The sequence below is a fragment of the Sulfitobacter sp. SK011 genome (genome assembly GCF_003352065.1).
In the GTDB taxonomy this organism is placed as follows: Bacteria; Pseudomonadota; Alphaproteobacteria; order Rhodobacterales; family Rhodobacteraceae; genus Sulfitobacter.
Window position 1 is genome coordinate 2,594,377 of record NZ_CP025803.1, and the last position, 16,796, is coordinate 2,611,172.

Consider the following 16,796-nt stretch of genomic DNA (forward strand, 5'->3'; position numbering starts at 1 on the left):
GCCCCTGCGCCTCAATGCAAACTCAGGAGACCGCGATGAAAGCATCACAACGCATTACCACCCTGTTGGGCGGTGGATCGGACGGCTGGGACGTGTTCAACCGGGCGCGCGAGATGATCGCGAACGGCACGCCCGTGACTGAGCTGACGATTGGCGAGCATGACATCCGCACCGCAGCGCCGATCTTGCAAGACATGCACCGCGCCGCGATGGCGGGGCACACAGGCTATGCCGCGGTGCCCGGCACCACACATCTGCGCGATGTCGTGGCCGCGCGTGTGCAATCGCGCACCGGCGTGCCAACCAGCCGTGCCAATGTGATGATCACGCCGGGCGGCCAATCCGCTCTTTTCGCGGCACATGCGGCCGTATGTGATCCCGGTGATACCGCACTTTACCTGGACCCGTTTTATGCGACCTACCCCGGCACCCTGCGCGGGGTCAGCGCCAACCCCTTGTGCATCCGGACCCGGCCCGAGGACGCCTTTCAGCCGCGCGCCAGCGATATCGCGGCCCATGCAAAGGGGGCAAAATCACTGCTGATCAACTCCCCCAACAACCCCACCGGTGTGGTCTATTCACGTGCCACACTTGAGGGCATCGCGCAGGTGTGCATCGACAACGATCTGTGGCTGATCTCGGACGAAGTCTATGACACCCAAGTTTGGGAAGGCGCGCACATCAGCCCCCGCGCCCTGCCCGGGATGGCGGACCGGACACTGGTGGTGGGATCAATGTCGAAATCTCATGCGATGACCGGATCGCGGTGCGGCTGGATCATTGGGCCTGAGGATATAGTTGACCATCTCATCAACCTCGCGACCCACACGACCTACGGCGTGCCGGGCTTCATTCAGGACGCTGCCGCCTTTGCGCTCACCCAAGGTGAGGCGGTGGAGACCGAGGTTGCCGCCCCCTTCCGCCGCCGCCGCGCCCTCGCAAAGAAAGTGCTGGCCGCGCAGAACGCTGTTGCGCTGGTTCCCGCACAGGGGGCGATGTATCTGATGCTGGATGTGCGCAGCACGGGCATGACCGGTGAGGCATTCGCGAACGCCCTGCTCGACGCCCATCACATTGCGGTCATGCCCGGCGAAAGCTTTGGTCAGTCCGCGGCGGGCCACATCCGGGTCGCGATGACCATCGAAGACGGGGCATTTGAAACGGCACTGCGCACTTTATGTGCCTTTGCCGAAGGTCTTGCGAAAGCGGCGTAGCACCCAGATAGAAAAGGTCTCGCTAAAGCTCGGGACAGATCCCCCCATTGGATCATGCGCGAGGCGATTGCCCGATACGTCGAGCGCGAGGAAAAGCACGAAGCGTTCCGCCAGGATGGCATCCGCGCCTGGGACGCCTATCAGGAGACCGGGCTGCACGTGACGCATGCCGAGGCGGATGCTTGGCTGGCCCGACTCGCCGCTGGTAACGATCAGGAGCCGCCTGAGGGCCACAACTGATCTGGTCGCCTGAGGCGCTGGCAGAGGTGCAGCGCCTCTATCGTTTTCTTGCTGAGAAAAACCCTGATGCAGCCAGACGTCCGGCAAGTGCGATCCGTGACGAGATGCAGATCGTTCCAGATCATCCAGATGCCGGCCGTCCCGTCGATGACATGGACCCAGAGCTTCAGGAATGGCCGATCAGCCTTGGCACCAGCGGATATGTAGCGCTCATTGGTTGCAGCAGGACGTGGCTTTGGTCGGTGCGGTGCGGCACCAGAAAGAGGTTGGTGATCAGCCTTCATAGGCAGGTTTGGTGCGGCTTCGGAGGTCCGGTGAGAGCCCGAAGCTGACAATATTTTAGGCGCAGAGTTGGTCAGATGAAACCAAGGTTCTGGAATCCATAGCTTTCCACTGGGGTGCTTACAAAAAGTCGCCAACGACATCCCACGCGACCACCATTCCAAGGCCGATGAAGAGTACACCGAACAGAAGCGACATCGGATAGCTGGCCGCCTGAAAACCACGCATGACGGGCGGCGACGAAAAGAACAGCGCCGCAAATGCATTGAGAACCGCACCGACAAGCCCAATCTGAAATGCGATGACTACCATCAGCCACTGTGGCCCGTCTGGAGGGATAAAGGCGGTCAATATTGAACCAAAAAACAATACTGCCTTCGGATTTGTCATCATTACCAAAAAGGCAGTCCGGAATGGTTCACGTGTTGCGGGTGAAGTGGTGTCTGCTTCAAGCTTAAATACACCGCCGCGTCGAGCAGCGCGAAACGCATTTATGCCAAGATAGATAAGATACATTGCACCTATGGCTCGCAAGCCAAAGTAAAGTGGCGGCACAAGCTGGAAAACCACCGCGATCCCGGAAACGGCGATCAATGACCATACCAGCGCACCCGTGGCGATCCCCATGGCCGCCCGAAGTCCGGCACCGCGCCCGGCCGTGACTGAAGCTGTAATAATGGTCAGATGGTTTGGTCCCGGCGTGGCCCAGCCAACAAACTGGATCAATGCAATGGGCATCAGAATAGCGGCCAGCGAGGATGTGTCCATCGAGCGAGAATGCAATGCACCTGTGAATTAGTCAATTTTATTCAGTGCAGTCGGAGTTCTGACGAATTGAACGTGGATCGACAGAACGACCGGCGGCTTTGTCCGCGACACGATTGTTGGCACCGCGCCCAGCGAAAGGGTGGTTTGGGAATGTCCAATTTTGACCTTCTCATTGGCCGCTCTGGTGAAATCCGCTGCGCTGCAAATGCGTGCCGCTGCACATGCGAGGAAATGCTGCGTCAGCACTCGCTGCACCAGCAAAAGGCGGGTTCGTCCCGCACAGGCGACCTTTCCGCCCAGTGCTCCCAAGGCCACTACCGGCTGCATTTCTTTTCTGGCGCGCTTAAAAGCGCGGTAGCTTGCTGCTTCCAAGCGTCTCAATACGACCGCATTTCTGTCAGCGCTTCGCGCTCTCGTTCCAGCATCGCCTCCAATGCTTCAACCTTCACTTGAAGGGGGGCTGATCTGGGGGTCGCGAAGTCTTCACTTGAGACCCCTGCGCGATGGAAAATGCCGGGGCGGCTTCTCACCCCGGCATTTGTTATCTCAATATCACAGCGCGATGATCAGAATCGCAAAGAGCCTCGAATACTGAACGTTGTGGCGTCAATATCGTTGCCTGCAACGCCGCCGACATCGTCGAAACGATGCTCAAGCACCTCAGCACCAATCAGATAGCGGTCTGTGACCTGATAGGCGACACCCAGACCGACAAACGGGCCGGTTTCGTCACCCACCGATGTATCGGCGCGCGCAGCCCCGGCTGTTGCGTAAACCAAGGTGCGGCCAAGATCATAACCAGCGCGAAGTTTGGCCCGTGCAACGGAATCAATGGATGCAGCACCGCCGCCCAGGCTGATGTCGGTTTTGTCGTAATCGAGTTCTCCACCCAGTACGAACTGACCAAAGTCATAGTCATAGCCAGCATGGAAACCGTAAGATGTGTCGTCACCGTCAAGTGCGCCTGTCGCACTGTCGGCATCCGCATGGCCGAATTGCAGACCGGTGTAAAAACCTGTCCAATCGCCACCTGTGTTCACAGGTACCGGTGCGGGGGCAAAAACCTGCGCATCAGCCGGTGCCTCAACCGGGCTGCCCGCGAAAGCGGCACTGCCCAATGCCGTTGTGCCCAAGACCAGTGCAAACAGTTTTGAAGTGCGTGTCATGTGTTGCTCCTTTTGTTAATCCGAATGCCCACACGTCATGCGGGATCATCCGGTTAACGCATTAAATAGGTACAAGTTTCCCAGATAATAGTTAACAGATTCGTGATGCGCGGATGTTTGCAGTTAGGTCGCTTTTTATCGGCAAAGTTGTGCCTGCTGATACAATTCGTGATCGACGACGCGGAACTCAAATGCAGGTCGCAAACAGAACACCCGTCGCGAACAGAACAGAAAACAGTCTTTCAGTTGAGCAGCATCACCCCAAGGGAGAACGGCAGTGAGAGCTGACTTGTGTATTTTCATTCGCGTGTCGCGCACCATCGGTGCGGACCGCGGTCGCGCCGCACGGGGGGCACCTTTCGGGTGCCGATACCGCAACTTTCCCTGACACTTTTCGGACGTACCTTACATGACAGATCAATCTCCAGCCCGTACCGGTGGCCGCGCTGCACGGCGCGCTGCCCGCGCAGCCCCGCTTGCCGATCATCTTCGCCCCATTCGCGCGGGCATGAACGGTGGTACCTATAAACCCCTCACCGACGAGGGCATGCAGCGCATTCACACCGCAGCACTCGATGCTCTGGAACAGATCGGATTGGCCGATGCGCCGCCCTCTGGCGTGGCATATCTGACGGCGGCCGGGGCCATTGAAGGTGACGATGGCCGCATCCGGTTTCCACGTGCATTGGTTGAGGAAACGATTGCCCGTGCCAACCGATCTTTGACCCTGCATGGCCGTGACCCTGCGCATGACCTGGAACTGTCAGGAAACCGCGTACATTATGGCACCGCGGGCGCTGCGGTTCATCTGGTGGACGCTGAGGGGCGCAACTACCGCGAATGTGGGGTGCAAGATCTGCATGACGCGGCACGCATCGCTGACCGGCTGGAAAACATCCATTTTCTGCAAAGGCCGATGGTCTGCCGTGACATCCCTGACAACCTTGAGATGGACCTGAATTCGATCTACGCCTGCTGTTCTGGCACCAAAAAGCACGTCGGCGCGTCCTTTACCGATCCTGCGTATGTCAAACACGGGCTCGAATTATTGCACATGATCGCTGGTGGCGAAGACAAATGGCGCGCGCGCCCCTTTGTCAGCAACTCCAACTGTTTTGTCGTCCCACCGATGAAGTTCGCCACCGAATCCTGTCAGGTGATGGAGGCCTGTATCGAAGGCGGCATGCCTGTGTTGCTGTTGTCTGCTGGCATGGCCGGGGCGACAGCCCCCTCTACCGTGGCAGGCGCGATTGTGCAGGCCACTGCAGAATGTCTGGCAGGGCTGGTATACGTGAACGCTGTCAAACCCGGCGCACCTGCAATTTTTGGCACCTGGCCCTTTGGTCTGGATTTGCGCAGCGGTGCAATGACGGGTGGATCCGGCGAACAGGCCCTGCTGACTGCGGGATGCGCGCAGATGCATAAATTCTATGACCTGCCCGGTGGTGCCGCCGCCGGCATCGCCGACAGCAAACTGCCTGACATGCAGGCCGGATGGGAACAGATGTGTTCCAACGTCATGGCGGGGCTGTCAGGTCTCAACATGGTCTATGAGGCCGCAGGCATGCATGCGTCCCTGCTGGGCTTTTGCCACGAAAGCCTGATCCTTGGGGATGATCTGATCGGTCAGGCATTGCGCTGTGTGCGCGGGATTGAGGTGTCGGATGACACGCTGGCGCTCGAAGAAATCCGCCAGGTCTGCATTGGCGGGCCCGGGCATTATCTGGGGACAGAGCAAACATTAAGCCGGATGGAGGCGGACCACGTCTATCCCGCCCTTGGCAACCGCATGTCGCCAAAGGAATGGGCCGAAATGGGCAAACCCGACCTGATCGAAAAGGCCAAAGCACGCAAAGAAATGATTCTGGCAGAACGCGCCTCAGCGCGGCTTGATCCGGCAACAGATGCTGCAATCAGGGCCAGATTCAACATTCATCTGAGCGCCTGAATTCCGGCCTTTTGACGTCTGAAATCAAAGAGGCCCGGCAATCTGGGGCTGCCGGACCTCCCTCAACCTATGAAGGACTATTTTCTGCCGCGCCCTTCACAGGCCTATCCCGTTAACCCTCAGAAGGTGCCACAGGCATCACGCCCGCCTCAGTTGCAGCCTGCACCTCGGCATCATCCAATGCGCCATCCGCGTTCAGATCCATCGCTGAAAACTGCTCTGCGGTGACGTCAGGATAGACGGCCTGCACTTCTGTGACACTCAGCAGACCATCGCCATTTGCATCGAGTTCGGCACCGCCTGCGCCCATCGCATAGGCGGGCAGGCAGAGGGCTGATACGGCAATTGCGGCCAATTTGTTGAGTCTGTTCATCTTGATACTCCCTTTCAGGGTTGTTGATGTTTGAAAGCATGTTTTCGTGCCTTCACCCTGTCAGACGGGTCAGCAGGGGTTTGCGTCCCTGTCCGCCGCCGCAGGCGTGCGCACACGCGGCTCCCTGCCGATTGCGGTGATCGGCTTGGGCAAACGCCCGCCCAAAAAGCCCCTGATGAGCGCATCGGCGAAAACTCCCTCACTGGTTGTATGGTGAAAATCGGGCATTGTGTGGGGAAAACCAATTGAGGCCCCCAAAATGAGGCACCCTATGACATCGCCAACAGCTGACCCGATCTCAGACATGCTGCCCCGCCTGCGCGCCCGCGCCCGCAAGCTGTGTCGCACCCATGATGAAGCAGAGGACCTGACCCAGGAGACAGCATTGCGGCTGTGGCAGGCGCTGCACCGCGATGGCGACATCACGGCACCAGACCGATATGCGATGATCACCCTGCACAATCTGGCACGCAGCCGCTGGCGCAGCCGTCATGAAACCGAAGAACTGGCCGACGACATGGCCCAGACCGCCCCCGCAGCCCCTGCCCGGCTGGCCTGCGCCGAATTGCGCGCTGCAATCATGCGGTTGCCGGCAGATCAGGCGCACCTGATGGCGCTGGTACTGGCCGGGGAAAGCAGCCCGCAGGTATTGGCGGCCCGGCACGGCGTTCCGGTCGGCACGGTCATGTCACGCCTTGCGCGCGCACGGGCAAAGCTGCGGGTGGATATGGGATTGGAAGGCAAGGCGTCGGTCGTCGAACTGCTTTGATAGGCATTCGCTTTTCGGCTTTGTGACAAGAACTGCCGCCATTTTCAAAAAAAGCCGAATACATCTGCAATTCCCAACCCGATGGCCATCTGCCGATTGCACCCCCATAGTCATCAAACCGCAACTCAGGTGAGGATGATCCATGGCTGCCAGCTATTATGCCCCAACAGGTGGCCTGCCCGGTCAGGATCAACTGCTGACCGATCGCGCGGTATTTACCGATGCCTACGCGGTGATCCCCAAAGGGACGATGCGCGATATTGTCACCAGCTATCTGCCATTTTGGGAAAACACGCGCCTGTGGGTGATTGCACGGCCGCTCAGCGGCTTTGCCGAGACGTTCTCGCAATACATCATGGAAGTGGCCCCTGGCGGCGGGTCAGATCGCGCTGAAACAGATCCCGCCGCGCAAGGCGTGCTGTTTGTCGTTGAAGGCACCGCCACACTTGCCGTTGATGGCAAAACCCACACACTGACGCCCGGCGGCTATGCCTATTTGCCCCCGAATTCAGGATGGACCCTGCACAACAACAGCGACGACATGCTGCGGTTTCATTGGATCAGAAAAGCCTATGAGGCCGTTGAGGGCCTTGATCCCCCAACGGTGATCATCGCCAACGAACAAGATATCGCCCCCACCGTCATGCCGGGCACCGAAGGCAAATGGGCCACCACCCGTTTTGTGGACCCCAGCGATCTGCGCCACGACATGCATGTGACCGTGGTGACGTTTGAACCCGGTGCGGTGATCCCGTTTCTGGAAACCCACGTGATGGAACACGGGCTTTATGTGCTTGAAGGCAAGGCCGCCTATCGTCTGAACACCGATTGGGTCGAGGTCGAGGCGGGTGATTACATGTGGCTGCGCGCCTTTTGTCCGCAGGCCTGCTATGCGGGTGGACCGGGGCGTTTCCGGTATCTGCTTTACAAAGATGTGAACCGCCACATGACATTGCGACCCGCCGGCGCTGGCAGTGCTAGGAAATAGCGCTGCCGCCAATTGCCACGGTAAGCTCTTTTGCAGCGGCAACCACTGCGGCACTAAAATCCGCGATCCGCTCTGAGCCGACACGCGCTGTGGGGCCAGAGACAGAAATGCCGCCGACCGCTTCGCCGTTCATATCAAACACCGGGGCCGCAATGCAGCGCATGCCAAGATTGCGCTCCTCACCGTCGATGGCATAGCCGCGCGTCCGGGTGGCAGCCAGATCAGCCTTCAGCGCGTCAGGGTCCGTCAGGGTAAATTCGGTAAAGCGTTCCAGGGGCGCGTCGCTCAGGAACCGATCAAGCTGGGCCGCCCCCATTTGCGCCATCAGCGCCTTACCAATCCCCGACGCATGCAATCGGGACAATGTTCCGGGCGGGAAAAACGCGCGGATGCTGGCATGGGTCTCCACCTGACTGACAAAGAGCACATGACCATTCTGCTCAATGCCAAGGTTTGCAGTCTCGCCCGTGTCCTCCATCAGCTGCCGCAGAAAGGGCCGCGCCCGTTCCACCAGACTGGTCCGCTTTAGAAACCGCGCACCAATGATAAAGGCGCGCGCACCAACGTGCCAAACCTGATCCACCGGATCAAATTCGACCAAGCCTCGGCCTTCCAGCGTGACCAGAATACGGTAGACCGTCGCCGGGGACTGGCCCATGTCCGCCGCCAAGGTCGACAATGCCCGGCCCTGCGCCTCGCTCAGAAACTCAAAAACCTCCATCGCACGGTCTAGCGATTTGATGGTGTTCTGCGCGGTTTTATCATGCCAGTCACGGGGCCTGCCCCGCGCCTTTCGCACCAGTTGATCAGGAGTGTTTGAGGAGACCATAATTTTCATTCCGACAGATATGAAAGACGCATTCACGATATGAAAAATACAAGCCCATGACAATGCTGCATTTTTTCCGCCTTTTTAAAAATGAAAAATGTTTTCAAAAAAATATCCTTTGGACGACCCAACCACTAGGATCATTGCAACGAACACAAGGAGACAACTATGAGCTTCCAGAACCCCGTTTTCATCCCCGGTCCGACCAACATGCCAGAGGCCCTGCGCAAAGCCTGCGACATGCCAACGATCGACCACCGCTCTCCAATTTTCGGTAAGATCCTGCATCCTTGCCTTGATGGTGTCCGTCAGGTGCTAAAATCTGAAAGCGCAAACATCTTTATCTTCCCCTCTACCGGCACCGGCGGTTGGGAAACCGCGCTGACCAACACGCTGAGCAAAGGGGACAAGGTTCTGGCCGCGCGCAACGGCATGTTCTCGCACCGCTGGATTGACATGTGCCAGCGGCATGGGCTGGACGTTCAGGTTGTTGAAACCCCATGGGGTCAGGGCCTGCCGGCCGATCGCTACGCCGAAATCCTCAAGGCGGACAAGAACCACCAGATCAAAGTTGTTCTGGCCACCCACAATGAGACCGCCACCGGGGTGAAATCCGACATTGGGGCCGTGCGCAAAGCGCTGGACGCGGCAGATCACCCTGCCCTGCTCTTTGTGGACGGCGTAAGCTCTATCGCGTCGATGGATTTTCGGTTTGACGACTGGGGCGTGGACGTCGCCGTGACCGGCAGCCAAAAAGGTTTTATGTTGCCTGCGGGTCTGGCCATCGTCGGATTTTCAGACAAGGCCGTCGCCGCGTCCAAGACCGCCGATTTGCCGCGCACGTTCTTTGACATCAAAGACATGCAGAACGGCTATAATGCCAACGCCTTTCCCTATACGCCGCCGGTGGGCTTGATGAATGGCCTTAAAATGTCGCTTGATATGCTGCTTGACGAAGGGCTGGAGAACGTCTTTGCCCGGCACCACCGCATCGCAACGGGCGTGCGTCACGCCGTGTCAGCCTGGGGGCTGGAACTCTGTGCTGCATCCCCTGACCTTCATTCCGACACAGTATCGGCCATCTGCACGCCGGACGGGTTCAACGCGACAGATATCGTGACACATGCCGCCGATGTGTACGGCGTGGCCTTTGGGGTCGGTTTGGGTGAGGTCGCCGGAAAAGTGTTCCGCATTGGCCACCTTGGCAGCCTGACAGACGTGATGATGCTGAGCGGGATCGCGACGGCAGAGATGTGCATGGCCGATCTGGGCCTTGATATCACACTCGGTTCTGGCGTTGCCGCGGCACAGGAACACTACCGCGCCAATCCGATCGCTGCCCATCAAACCGCTGCCTGATAAGGACATAGAACCCATGTATATCCCCACATTCGATGACATGATCGCGGCGCATGAGCGGATCAAACCCTATATCCACCGCACGCCGGTTCTGACGTCTTCATATCTGAACGAACTGACCGGTGCGCAGTTGTTCTTCAAATGCGAGAACTTCCAGAAAGCGGGTGCATTCAAGGTGCGCGGTGCCTCGAACGCGGTGTTTGGTCTGCCTGACGCGGAGGCCAAAAACGGTGTTTGCACGCATTCATCTGGTAACCACGCCTTGTCGCTCAGCTATGCGGCGGGCCGCCGGGGTATTCCATGTAATGTCGTGATGCCCCACACTGCCCCTCAGGCGAAAAAGGACGCGGTCAGAGGGTATGGCGGCATCATCACTGAATGCGAACCTTCAACCACATCGCGCGAAGCCGTCTTTGCCGAGGTTCAGGCCGCGACCGGGGGAAATTTTGTCCATCCCTATAATGACCCAAGGGTCATCGCCGGTCAGGGCACCTGTTCGCGAGAATTGATGGAGCAGACCGATGGTCTGGATATGGTCGTGGCCCCCATCGGCGGCGGCGGCATGATCTCTGGTACCTGCCTCACGCTCAGCACCATTGCGCCCGAAACACAGATCATCGCAGCTGAGCCTGAACAGGCCGACGATGCCTATCGCAGCTTCAAGGCAGGACACATCATTGCCGACGATGCGCCAAACACAATTGCAGACGGGCTGAAAGTGCCGCTCAAGGAACTGACCTGGCATTTTGTGTCCAACCACGTGACAGATATCCTGACCGCATCAGAGGATGAAATCATCGACGCGATGAAGCTGACGTGGCAGCGCATGAAGATCGTGATCGAAGCCAGCTGTGCCGTGCCGCTGGCCACCATCATCAAAAACAAGGACCGGTTTGCTGGCAAGCGGGTCGGCGTCATCATCACGGGTGGCAATGTCGATCTCGACACGCTGCCTTGGCTTAAGTGAAGGGAACAACCTCATGAACACGCATGTAAATTTTGAAAACCTCGAAGTCGGTTACGACATTCCGGCCGTGCCGGGTATGGACGAGGCAGACATCGAAACACCCTGCCTCGTGCTCGATCTGGACGCGCTTGAGCGTAACATCGTCAAGATGGGCAACTTTGCCAAAGAAATGGGTGTGCGGCACCGGGTGCACGGCAAAATGCATAAATCCGTCGATGTGGCCAAGCTTCAGGAAAAGCTGGGCGGTTCAGTTGGGGTGTGCTGCCAGAAAGTATCTGAGGCAGAAGTGTTCGCCCGTGGCGGCATCAAAGACGTGATGGTGTCCAATCAGGTGACCCAACCCGCAAAGATTGACCGTCTTGCCCGCCTGCCTTTGCTTGGCGCGCGCACGATCTGTTGTGTAGACGATCCCGAAAATGTTGCGGACCTTTCGGCAGCAGCGGTCAAGCACGGAACCCAGATCGAATGCGTCGTCGAGATTGACTGCGGCGCGGGCCGATGCGGTGTTACAACAACGCAGGACGTTGTTCACATTGCCAAGCTGATAGATGCCGCAGATGGGCTCAAGTTTGCCGGCTTGCAAGCCTACCAGGGTGCCATGCAGCACCTGGATTCTTACGAAGATCGCAAAGCCAAGATCGACACCGCCGTGGCGCAGGTCGCTGACGCGATTGCGGGCCTCAAGGCGCAAGGATTGGAGTGTGATATCGTTGGCGGCGGTGGCACCGGGTCCTATTATTTTGAAGGGAACTCTGGCGTTTTCAATGAGTTGCAGTGTGGTTCTTACGCATTCATGGATGCCGATTATGGCCGGATCCTCGACAAGGACGGGAACCGTATTGATCAGGGCGAATGGGAAAACGCATTGTTCATTCTGACCTCCGTCATGTCTCACGCCAAGGCCGATCTGGCGGTCGTTGATGCGGGCCTCAAGGCCCAATCCGTCGATAGTGGCCTGCCGGTAGTCTATGGCCGCACAGATGTCGAATATTTCAAATGCTCGGACGAGCATGGCGTGATCCGCGACCCCAAAGGTGTTCTCAAGGTCAACGACAAGTTGCGCCTTGTGCCCGGCCACTGTGACCCGACCTGCAACGTGCATGATTGGTATGTCGGTGTGCGCGGCGGCAAGGTTGAAACAGTCTGGCCCGTGTCCGCGCGCGGCAAAGCGTATTGATTACAACACCTTCAACAGCGACGTTGAAGCAAAGACGCCTGCGTGCCTGCCGTTCCCGGCACCACACGCAGGCGCATGCATTTTATTAGGAGAACCCCATGATAATCGTTCCAGAACGCGAAATTGCCGCGCTGATGACCCGTGACGCCGCATTTGATGCGGTGAGCGGTGTCTTTGCCGCTATGGCATCAAAAGACGCCTATAACTTCCCCGTCATCCGCGAGGCCATCGGCCACGAGGACGCGCTTTATGGATTCAAAGGCGGCTTTGACAAGGCGGGCATGGCGCTGGGGCTCAAGGCGGGCGGCTATTGGCCCCACAATCTGGAAAAGCATGGGCATATCAACCACCAGTCCACAGTGTTTCTGTTTGATCCCGACACCGGCATGGTCAAGGCAATGGTGGGCGGCAACGTTTTGACAGCGCTGCGCACGGCAGCGGCGTCTTCGGTGTCGATCAAACATCTGGCGCGCAAGGACGCAAGGGTCATGGGCATGATCGGTGCAGGCCATCAGGCCACCTTCCAATTGCGCGCCGCATTGGAACAGGGCCGCTTTGAAAAAGTCATCGGCTGGAACTATCACCCCGATATGCTGCCCAACCTTGAAAAGGTCGCGACCGAGGCGGGCCTGCCGTTTGAAGCGGTTGAACTGGACGGCATGGGCGAGGCTGACGTCATCATCTCAATCACCTCAGCCTTTGCGCCTTCGTTGATGGCGGATCATGTCTCGCCCGGCACCCACATCGCCTGCATGGGCACCGACACCAAAGGCAAGCAAGAGGTCGAGGCCGCCCTGCTGGCCCGCGCAACGGTCTTTACCGACGAAGTGGCGCAATCCATCAGCATTGGCGAGGCGCAACACGCCATTGCCGAGGGCCTGATCAAGCAAAGTGATGTGCATCAGATCGGCGCGGTGATCAACGGAACCCACAAGGGCCGGACATCGGAGGATGAGATCACCTTGTTTGATGGGACGGGCGTTGGTCTGCAGGATCTGGCCGTCGCTGCCAAGGTGGTGGAACTTGCGGTGCAACAGGGCGTCGCCATTGAGGTCGATTTCTAAGAAGTTGGCCTTTGGGACGATCGAGGGCATTTGAAAGGTCTCAGACTGAGGTCACTGATTTAGCGACGAAAAAGGGCGCTCTCAACTGGAGCGCCCCTCTGCTGTTTCAAGGGTGCACGCACCCAAGGGTCAGTTGTCCTTTGGCAGCGATCCCGCCCCGTGACCGGCCATGCCGCCCGACACTTCTTCTGTTGCTTCCCCAGAAAGTTCCTCTGGCAGGATCAGGTTCAAAACGATCGCAATCAACGCCGCAGGCAGAAGGCCCGACGTCATCAGAATGCGCAGCGTGTCTGGCAGATACTGAACCGCCTTGGGGTCCAGTTGCAGGCCAAGGCCCACCGACAGGGCAATCGCAAAGATCACCATGTTGCGGCGGTTCCAGTTCACGTCGGACAGCATCGAAATGCCCGCCGCCACCACCATGCCGAACATCACGATCACACCGCCCCCCAGAACCTCAATTGGGATGGTGCGGATCACAGCACCCACTTTGGGGATCATCCCGCAGAGGATCAAAAAGATCGCACCGATGGTGACAACGTGCCGGGACATCACACCGGTCATCGCAATCAGACCGACATTCTGGCTGAACGAGGTGTTGGGGAAACCGCCGAATACACCTGCAACCGCCGTGCCAATACCGTCAGCATAGGTCGCACCTGTGATCTCTTCTTCGGTTGCCTCGCGCCCGGCACCCCCTTTGGTGATACCGGACACGTCGCCAACCGTCTCAACGGCGGAAACAAAGGCCATCAGACAAAATCCGATAATCGCCGCAAAGCTCATCTCGAACCCGTATTTGAACGGAACCGGGAAGGCGACAGGTGCCGCGCGGCCCCAGCTGGTGGCAATGCCCTCCAGCGTGACCATGCCCATCGCCATGGCATAGAAATAACCAACGAAAATACCAATCACGACAGCGGACACCGCCAACATGCCTTTGGCGTAGAATTTGAGCGCCAGCGTCACAAAGATCACAACCAATGCGGCTGACCAGTTCAGCAACGATCCATATTCAGGCTGGTCAATGGCAGGCACACCACCCGCGGCATATTGGATGCCGACCTTGACCAGCGCCAGACCGATCATCGTGACCACAAGGCCCGTGACCAGTGGCGGCAAGGCAAAGCGGATCTTGCCAATAAACGTCGCAATAAACGTGTGGAACAGACCGCCAATGACCACACCCCCAAAGAGGGCTGGCAATGCCTCGACACCTTTGCCTGCCACCAGCGGGATCATGATCGGGATGAACGCAAAACTGGTGCCCTGCACAATCGGCAGCCGCGCGCCAACGGGGCCAAGACCAATGGTCTGGAACAACGTCGCAACACCGGCAAAGAGCATCGACATCTGGATGAGATAAGTCATGTCCGGAAAACCCTGCGCCCCCGCGTCAGAGCCAAAGCCAAAGCCTGCCGCACCCGCGATGATGATCGCAGGGGTCACGTTTGAGACAAACATGGCCAGAACATGTTGTATTCCCAAGGGCACCGCACGGTGCAGCGCGGGGGTGTAATTTGGGTCGCGGAGTTGTTCCGGGGTCCCGATGGAGGCATCTTTCATGGTCATAAGTCCCTTTTGGTTATTGCATGAGCTGGCGTTTAAGCCGCCAGTCTGGTCATTGTTCGATGATGTAGGGTTGCGTGAACCAGTGTTCCTCAAGGTTCGCGCCATTGCCAATACGGTCGATGACGGCAAAGACACCGGGCTCGGACAGCGGTGTCAAAACGCCGTGCCAGGTGCCGCGATGGAAATTGATCGCCTGACCGGGTGCCGTCAAAAACGCGCGTGGATCGATTGGTGTGCCAGCCTTATCTGCCGCCACAACCACCAAAAACGGATCAGCCGACATCGGTACAAACGCCTGACTGCCCTCGGGATGGCGTTCCACCATTTCCAGGGTCAGGGGCAGCGTTTCTTTTTCGCCCTTAAAGATGCTGATCCCCGCCTTGCCATCCGCAAAATCCAATTTCGCAAGGTCATGAAACCGCCCGCATTTCCCCTGATTGATGATTTTGTCTGGTGCCCCTGATACCTCCAACACATCGCCGTAGGGCGCAAAGGCCTGCGCCGTCAGGGGGGCGATTTTGATATGGTTACTCATGCAGAAAACTTTTCTTGAAGCCGCAGTTCCGCGATCCGTTCAACCTGTTTGCACGCCTCAGAAAATTCGGTGTCACGATCGCTTTCGATGCGACGCTTGAACGCGTCCATGATCGACGCTTTGGTGTTGTCGCGCACCGCAATGATGAAGGGAAAACCAAATTTCGTGGTATAGGCGTCGTTGAGCGCGGTAAAGGTCTGGCGCTCGTCATCGGTGAGGGCGTTCAAACCAACCGATGCCTGTTCGGCTGTCGATTCCGCTGTCAGGCGCTTGGCCTCAGCCAGTTTGCCCGCCAGATCGGGGTGCGCGGTCAGCACGCCAAGGCGCTTTTCGGCATCCGCACTGCGAAACACCCGTGCCAGCATCTGATGCACACCTTGTGCCGTGTCATGGGTCGGACCCAATTCATGCGCAAATGCCCCTTCGGCGACCCATGGGCTGTGTTCAAAGATGCCGCCGAATTCCGCGACAAAGGTGTCGCGGTCCATCTGTGACGGGCGCATTTTCGGCATGGCTGGGTTTTCCCGCGCCCAATGTTCAGCAATCTCAAGTCGCGTGGCAAACCAGACATCTTCATGCGATTTGAAATGGTCCAGCACCCGTTGCAATGCCGCGGCACGGCCCGGGCGGCCCATCAGCCGGCAATGCAGGCCGATCGACAACATTTTGGGCTGACCGGCACATCCCTCCGCATAAAGGAAATCAAAACTGTCTTTCAGGTAGCTTTCAAACTGATCCCCATTGGTGAAACCCGCCTGAATCGCAAACCGCATGTCATTGCAATCCATCGTATAAGGCACGATCAGCTGATCACGTCCATCGAAGTTCATCCAATAAGGCAGATCATCGGCGTAACTATCTGAAATATAGGCAAATTGCCCGGTTTCAGCGACCAGCCGCACAGTGTTGTTGGAACAGCGCCCGGTGTACCAACCGCGCGGGGCAGCCCCCGCAAGTTCGGTGTGCAACCGGATCGCCTCTGCAATCTGAGCACGCTCTTCTTGCTCTGCCATGTCCTTGTGTTCGACCCATTTCAGACCATGGCTGGCAATCTCCCACCCCGATGCCTTCATCGCAGCGACCTGTTCAGGCGCACGGGCCAAGGCGGTCGTCACGCCGTAAACCGTCAACGGCAGGTCACTCATCATCCGGTGCAAGCGCCAAAACCCAGCCCGCGACCCGTATTCGTAAATTGATTCCATGTTCCAATGACGCAGGCCAGGCCAGGCAGAGGCCCCTGTAATCTCAGACAGAAATGCCTCTGACGCCGCATCACCATGCAGGATGTTATTCTCGCCACCCTCTTCATAATTAAGGACAATTTGAACTGCGATCTTGGCCCCGTTCGGCCAATTGGCCGTCGGCGGGGTCGCGCCATAACCCGTCATGTCACGTGGATATCGGTTCACAGAAAAGCCCTCCCGGATGGCATTCTTGTATTTCAAAACAATATTCTTGTTTTTCAAATAAAACACGAAGGAGTCTTCTGCCAGCAGGGCTTTGCTGACGGCACCTCCCACAGACTATAAAACGACCAACACAGCA

Annotated in this window: 18 protein-coding genes and 1 pseudogene; 11 read left to right on the forward strand and 8 right to left on the reverse strand. The window is 58.1% G+C overall.

Annotated features, from left to right (window positions below; translation table 11 throughout):
- Positions 1 to 35 precede the first annotated feature (35 nt).
- The 3 genes and pseudogenes from C1J02_RS12825 to C1J02_RS12835 all read left to right on the forward strand — a co-directional run bounded on the left by C1J02_RS12825 (position 36) and on the right by C1J02_RS12835 (position 1,786).
- Positions 36 to 1,214, forward strand: coding sequence for a pyridoxal phosphate-dependent aminotransferase (locus C1J02_RS12825; protein WP_114880550.1), 1,179 nt, complete (start codon positions 36 to 38; stop codon positions 1,212 to 1,214).
- A 24-nt stretch (positions 1,215 to 1,238) separates the two neighbouring features.
- Positions 1,239 to 1,454, forward strand: a pseudogene (locus C1J02_RS12830) (CopG family ribbon-helix-helix protein); the annotation flags it as partial.
- Positions 1,455 to 1,480: 26 nt separating this feature from the next.
- Positions 1,481 to 1,786, forward strand: a complete 306-nt coding sequence (locus C1J02_RS12835) for a type II toxin-antitoxin system RelE/ParE family toxin (protein WP_205389805.1) — start codon at positions 1,481 to 1,483, stop codon at positions 1,784 to 1,786.
- 70 nt (positions 1,787 to 1,856) lie between these two features.
- Here the strand turns inward: C1J02_RS12835 and C1J02_RS12840 are convergent, their stop codons facing one another.
- The 3 genes from C1J02_RS12840 to C1J02_RS12850 form a co-directional block, all read right to left on the reverse strand.
- Complete coding sequence (locus C1J02_RS12840; RefSeq protein ID WP_114878934.1) at positions 1,857 to 2,504, reverse strand: LysE family translocator; 648 nt, start codon at positions 2,502 to 2,504, stop codon at positions 1,857 to 1,859.
- 27 nt (positions 2,505 to 2,531) lie between these two features.
- Positions 2,532 to 2,885, reverse strand: coding sequence for a hypothetical protein (locus tag C1J02_RS12845; protein WP_162798320.1), 354 nt, complete (start codon positions 2,883 to 2,885; stop codon positions 2,532 to 2,534).
- A 185-nt stretch (positions 2,886 to 3,070) separates the two neighbouring features.
- A complete protein-coding gene (locus tag C1J02_RS12850) occupies positions 3,071 to 3,670 on the reverse strand; it encodes an outer membrane protein (RefSeq protein ID WP_114878936.1) in 600 nt (199 codons plus the stop codon).
- Positions 3,671 to 4,079: 409 nt separating this feature from the next.
- Here C1J02_RS12850 and C1J02_RS12855 point away from each other — a divergent pair, with 409 nt between their 5' ends.
- Positions 4,080 to 5,618 (forward strand): trimethylamine methyltransferase family protein, encoded by a 1,539-nt coding sequence (locus C1J02_RS12855; RefSeq protein WP_114878937.1) that lies wholly within the window; start codon positions 4,080 to 4,082, stop codon positions 5,616 to 5,618.
- 112 nt (positions 5,619 to 5,730) lie between these two features.
- Here the strand turns inward: C1J02_RS12855 and C1J02_RS12860 are convergent, their stop codons facing one another.
- Positions 5,731 to 5,991: a hypothetical protein gene (locus C1J02_RS12860; RefSeq protein ID WP_162798321.1), complete on the reverse strand. Its 261-nt coding sequence runs from the start codon at positions 5,989 to 5,991 to the stop codon at positions 5,731 to 5,733.
- Between the two features lie 46 nt (positions 5,992 to 6,037).
- On the opposite strand from C1J02_RS12860, the gene C1J02_RS20920 reads away from it, so the two are divergent.
- The 3 genes from C1J02_RS20920 (at position 6,038) to C1J02_RS12870 (ending at position 7,748) form a co-directional block, all read left to right on the forward strand.
- Positions 6,038 to 6,208, forward strand: a complete 171-nt coding sequence (locus C1J02_RS20920) for a hypothetical protein (protein WP_162798322.1) — start codon at positions 6,038 to 6,040, stop codon at positions 6,206 to 6,208.
- Positions 6,209 to 6,262: 54 nt separating this feature from the next.
- On the forward strand, positions 6,263 to 6,760 hold the full coding sequence (locus tag C1J02_RS12865) for an RNA polymerase sigma factor (RefSeq protein ID WP_162798323.1): 498 nt from the start codon (positions 6,263 to 6,265) through the stop codon (positions 6,758 to 6,760).
- A 142-nt stretch (positions 6,761 to 6,902) separates the two neighbouring features.
- Entirely contained in the window at positions 6,903 to 7,748 is an 846-nt protein-coding gene (locus tag C1J02_RS12870; protein WP_114878939.1) for a bifunctional allantoicase/(S)-ureidoglycine aminohydrolase, read from the forward strand.
- On the opposite strand, the gene bhcR is transcribed toward C1J02_RS12870, so the two are convergent.
- Positions 7,738 to 8,577, reverse strand: a complete 840-nt coding sequence (bhcR, locus tag C1J02_RS12875; RefSeq protein WP_114880552.1) for an HTH-type transcriptional regulator BhcR — start codon at positions 8,575 to 8,577, stop codon at positions 7,738 to 7,740. The genes C1J02_RS12870 and bhcR overlap by 11 nt on opposite strands.
- Positions 8,578 to 8,745: 168 nt before the next feature.
- Here bhcR and bhcA point away from each other — a divergent pair, with 168 nt between their 5' ends.
- The 4 genes from bhcA (at position 8,746) to bhcD (ending at position 13,144) form a co-directional block, all read left to right on the forward strand.
- A complete protein-coding gene (gene bhcA, locus C1J02_RS12880) occupies positions 8,746 to 9,936 on the forward strand; it encodes an L-aspartate--glyoxylate aminotransferase BhcA (RefSeq protein WP_114878940.1) in 1,191 nt (396 codons plus the stop codon).
- Positions 9,937 to 9,952: 16 nt separating this feature from the next.
- Positions 9,953 to 10,903 carry a beta-hydroxyaspartate dehydratase BhcB gene (gene bhcB, locus C1J02_RS12885; protein ID WP_114878941.1) on the forward strand — a complete coding sequence of 317 codons (951 nt, stop codon included), beginning with the start codon at positions 9,953 to 9,955 and terminating at the stop codon, positions 10,901 to 10,903.
- Between the two features lie 13 nt (positions 10,904 to 10,916).
- A complete protein-coding gene (gene bhcC / locus C1J02_RS12890; protein WP_114878942.1) occupies positions 10,917 to 12,080 on the forward strand; it encodes a 3-hydroxy-D-aspartate aldolase BhcC in 1,164 nt (387 codons plus the stop codon).
- Positions 12,081 to 12,178: 98 nt separating this feature from the next.
- Positions 12,179 to 13,144: an iminosuccinate reductase BhcD gene (gene bhcD / locus C1J02_RS12895; RefSeq protein ID WP_114878943.1), complete on the forward strand. Its 966-nt coding sequence runs from the start codon at positions 12,179 to 12,181 to the stop codon at positions 13,142 to 13,144.
- 129 nt (positions 13,145 to 13,273) lie between these two features.
- Here bhcD and C1J02_RS12900 read toward each other — a convergent pair whose 3' ends face one another.
- Genes C1J02_RS12900 through puuE form a run of 3 tightly spaced genes read right to left on the reverse strand, consistent with a single transcriptional unit; the run spans position 13,274 to position 16,660 of the window.
- The gene (locus tag C1J02_RS12900) at positions 13,274 to 14,710 is read right to left on the reverse strand and encodes a nucleobase:cation symporter-2 family protein (RefSeq protein ID WP_114878944.1); all 1,437 of its coding nucleotides are present in this window, start codon (positions 14,708 to 14,710) and stop codon (positions 13,274 to 13,276) included.
- 55 nt (positions 14,711 to 14,765) lie between these two features.
- Positions 14,766 to 15,251: an ureidoglycolate lyase gene (locus tag C1J02_RS12905; protein WP_114878945.1), complete on the reverse strand. Its 486-nt coding sequence runs from the start codon at positions 15,249 to 15,251 to the stop codon at positions 14,766 to 14,768.
- Positions 15,248 to 16,660 carry an allantoinase PuuE gene (gene puuE, locus C1J02_RS12910; RefSeq protein WP_114880553.1) on the reverse strand — a complete coding sequence of 471 codons (1,413 nt, stop codon included), beginning with the start codon at positions 16,658 to 16,660 and terminating at the stop codon, positions 15,248 to 15,250. Before puuE ends, C1J02_RS12905 begins: the two co-directional genes overlap by 4 nt.
- Positions 16,661 to 16,796 lie beyond the last annotated feature (136 nt).

Bases quoted from the DNA above. Each gene is read 5' to 3' on its own strand.
- bhcC (WP_114878942.1), top strand. From the start codon at position 10,917: ATGAACACGCATGTAAATTTTGAAAACCTCGAAGTCGGTTACGACATT.
- C1J02_RS12865 (WP_162798323.1), top strand. From the start codon at position 6,263: ATGACATCGCCAACAGCTGACCCGATCTCAGACATGCTGCCCCGCCTG.
- C1J02_RS12825 (WP_114880550.1), top strand. From the start codon at position 36: ATGAAAGCATCACAACGCATTACCACCCTGTTGGGCGGTGGATCGGAC.
- C1J02_RS12860 (WP_162798321.1), bottom strand. From the start codon at position 5,991: ATGAACAGACTCAACAAATTGGCCGCAATTGCCGTATCAGCCCTCTGC.
- bhcB (WP_114878941.1), top strand. From the start codon at position 9,953: ATGTATATCCCCACATTCGATGACATGATCGCGGCGCATGAGCGGATC.
- C1J02_RS12905 (WP_114878945.1), bottom strand. From the start codon at position 15,251: ATGAGTAACCATATCAAAATCGCCCCCCTGACGGCGCAGGCCTTTGCG.
- C1J02_RS12855 (WP_114878937.1), top strand. From the start codon at position 4,080: ATGACAGATCAATCTCCAGCCCGTACCGGTGGCCGCGCTGCACGGCGC.
- C1J02_RS12850 (WP_114878936.1), bottom strand. From the start codon at position 3,670: ATGACACGCACTTCAAAACTGTTTGCACTGGTCTTGGGCACAACGGCA.
- C1J02_RS12840 (WP_114878934.1), bottom strand. From the start codon at position 2,504: ATGGACACATCCTCGCTGGCCGCTATTCTGATGCCCATTGCATTGATC.
- bhcD (WP_114878943.1), top strand. From the start codon at position 12,179: ATGATAATCGTTCCAGAACGCGAAATTGCCGCGCTGATGACCCGTGAC.
- bhcA (WP_114878940.1), top strand. From the start codon at position 8,746: ATGAGCTTCCAGAACCCCGTTTTCATCCCCGGTCCGACCAACATGCCA.
- C1J02_RS12900 (WP_114878944.1), bottom strand. From the start codon at position 14,710: ATGAAAGATGCCTCCATCGGGACCCCGGAACAACTCCGCGACCCAAAT.
- C1J02_RS12870 (WP_114878939.1), top strand. From the start codon at position 6,903: ATGGCTGCCAGCTATTATGCCCCAACAGGTGGCCTGCCCGGTCAGGAT.
- bhcR (WP_114880552.1), bottom strand. From the start codon at position 8,577: ATGGTCTCCTCAAACACTCCTGATCAACTGGTGCGAAAGGCGCGGGGC.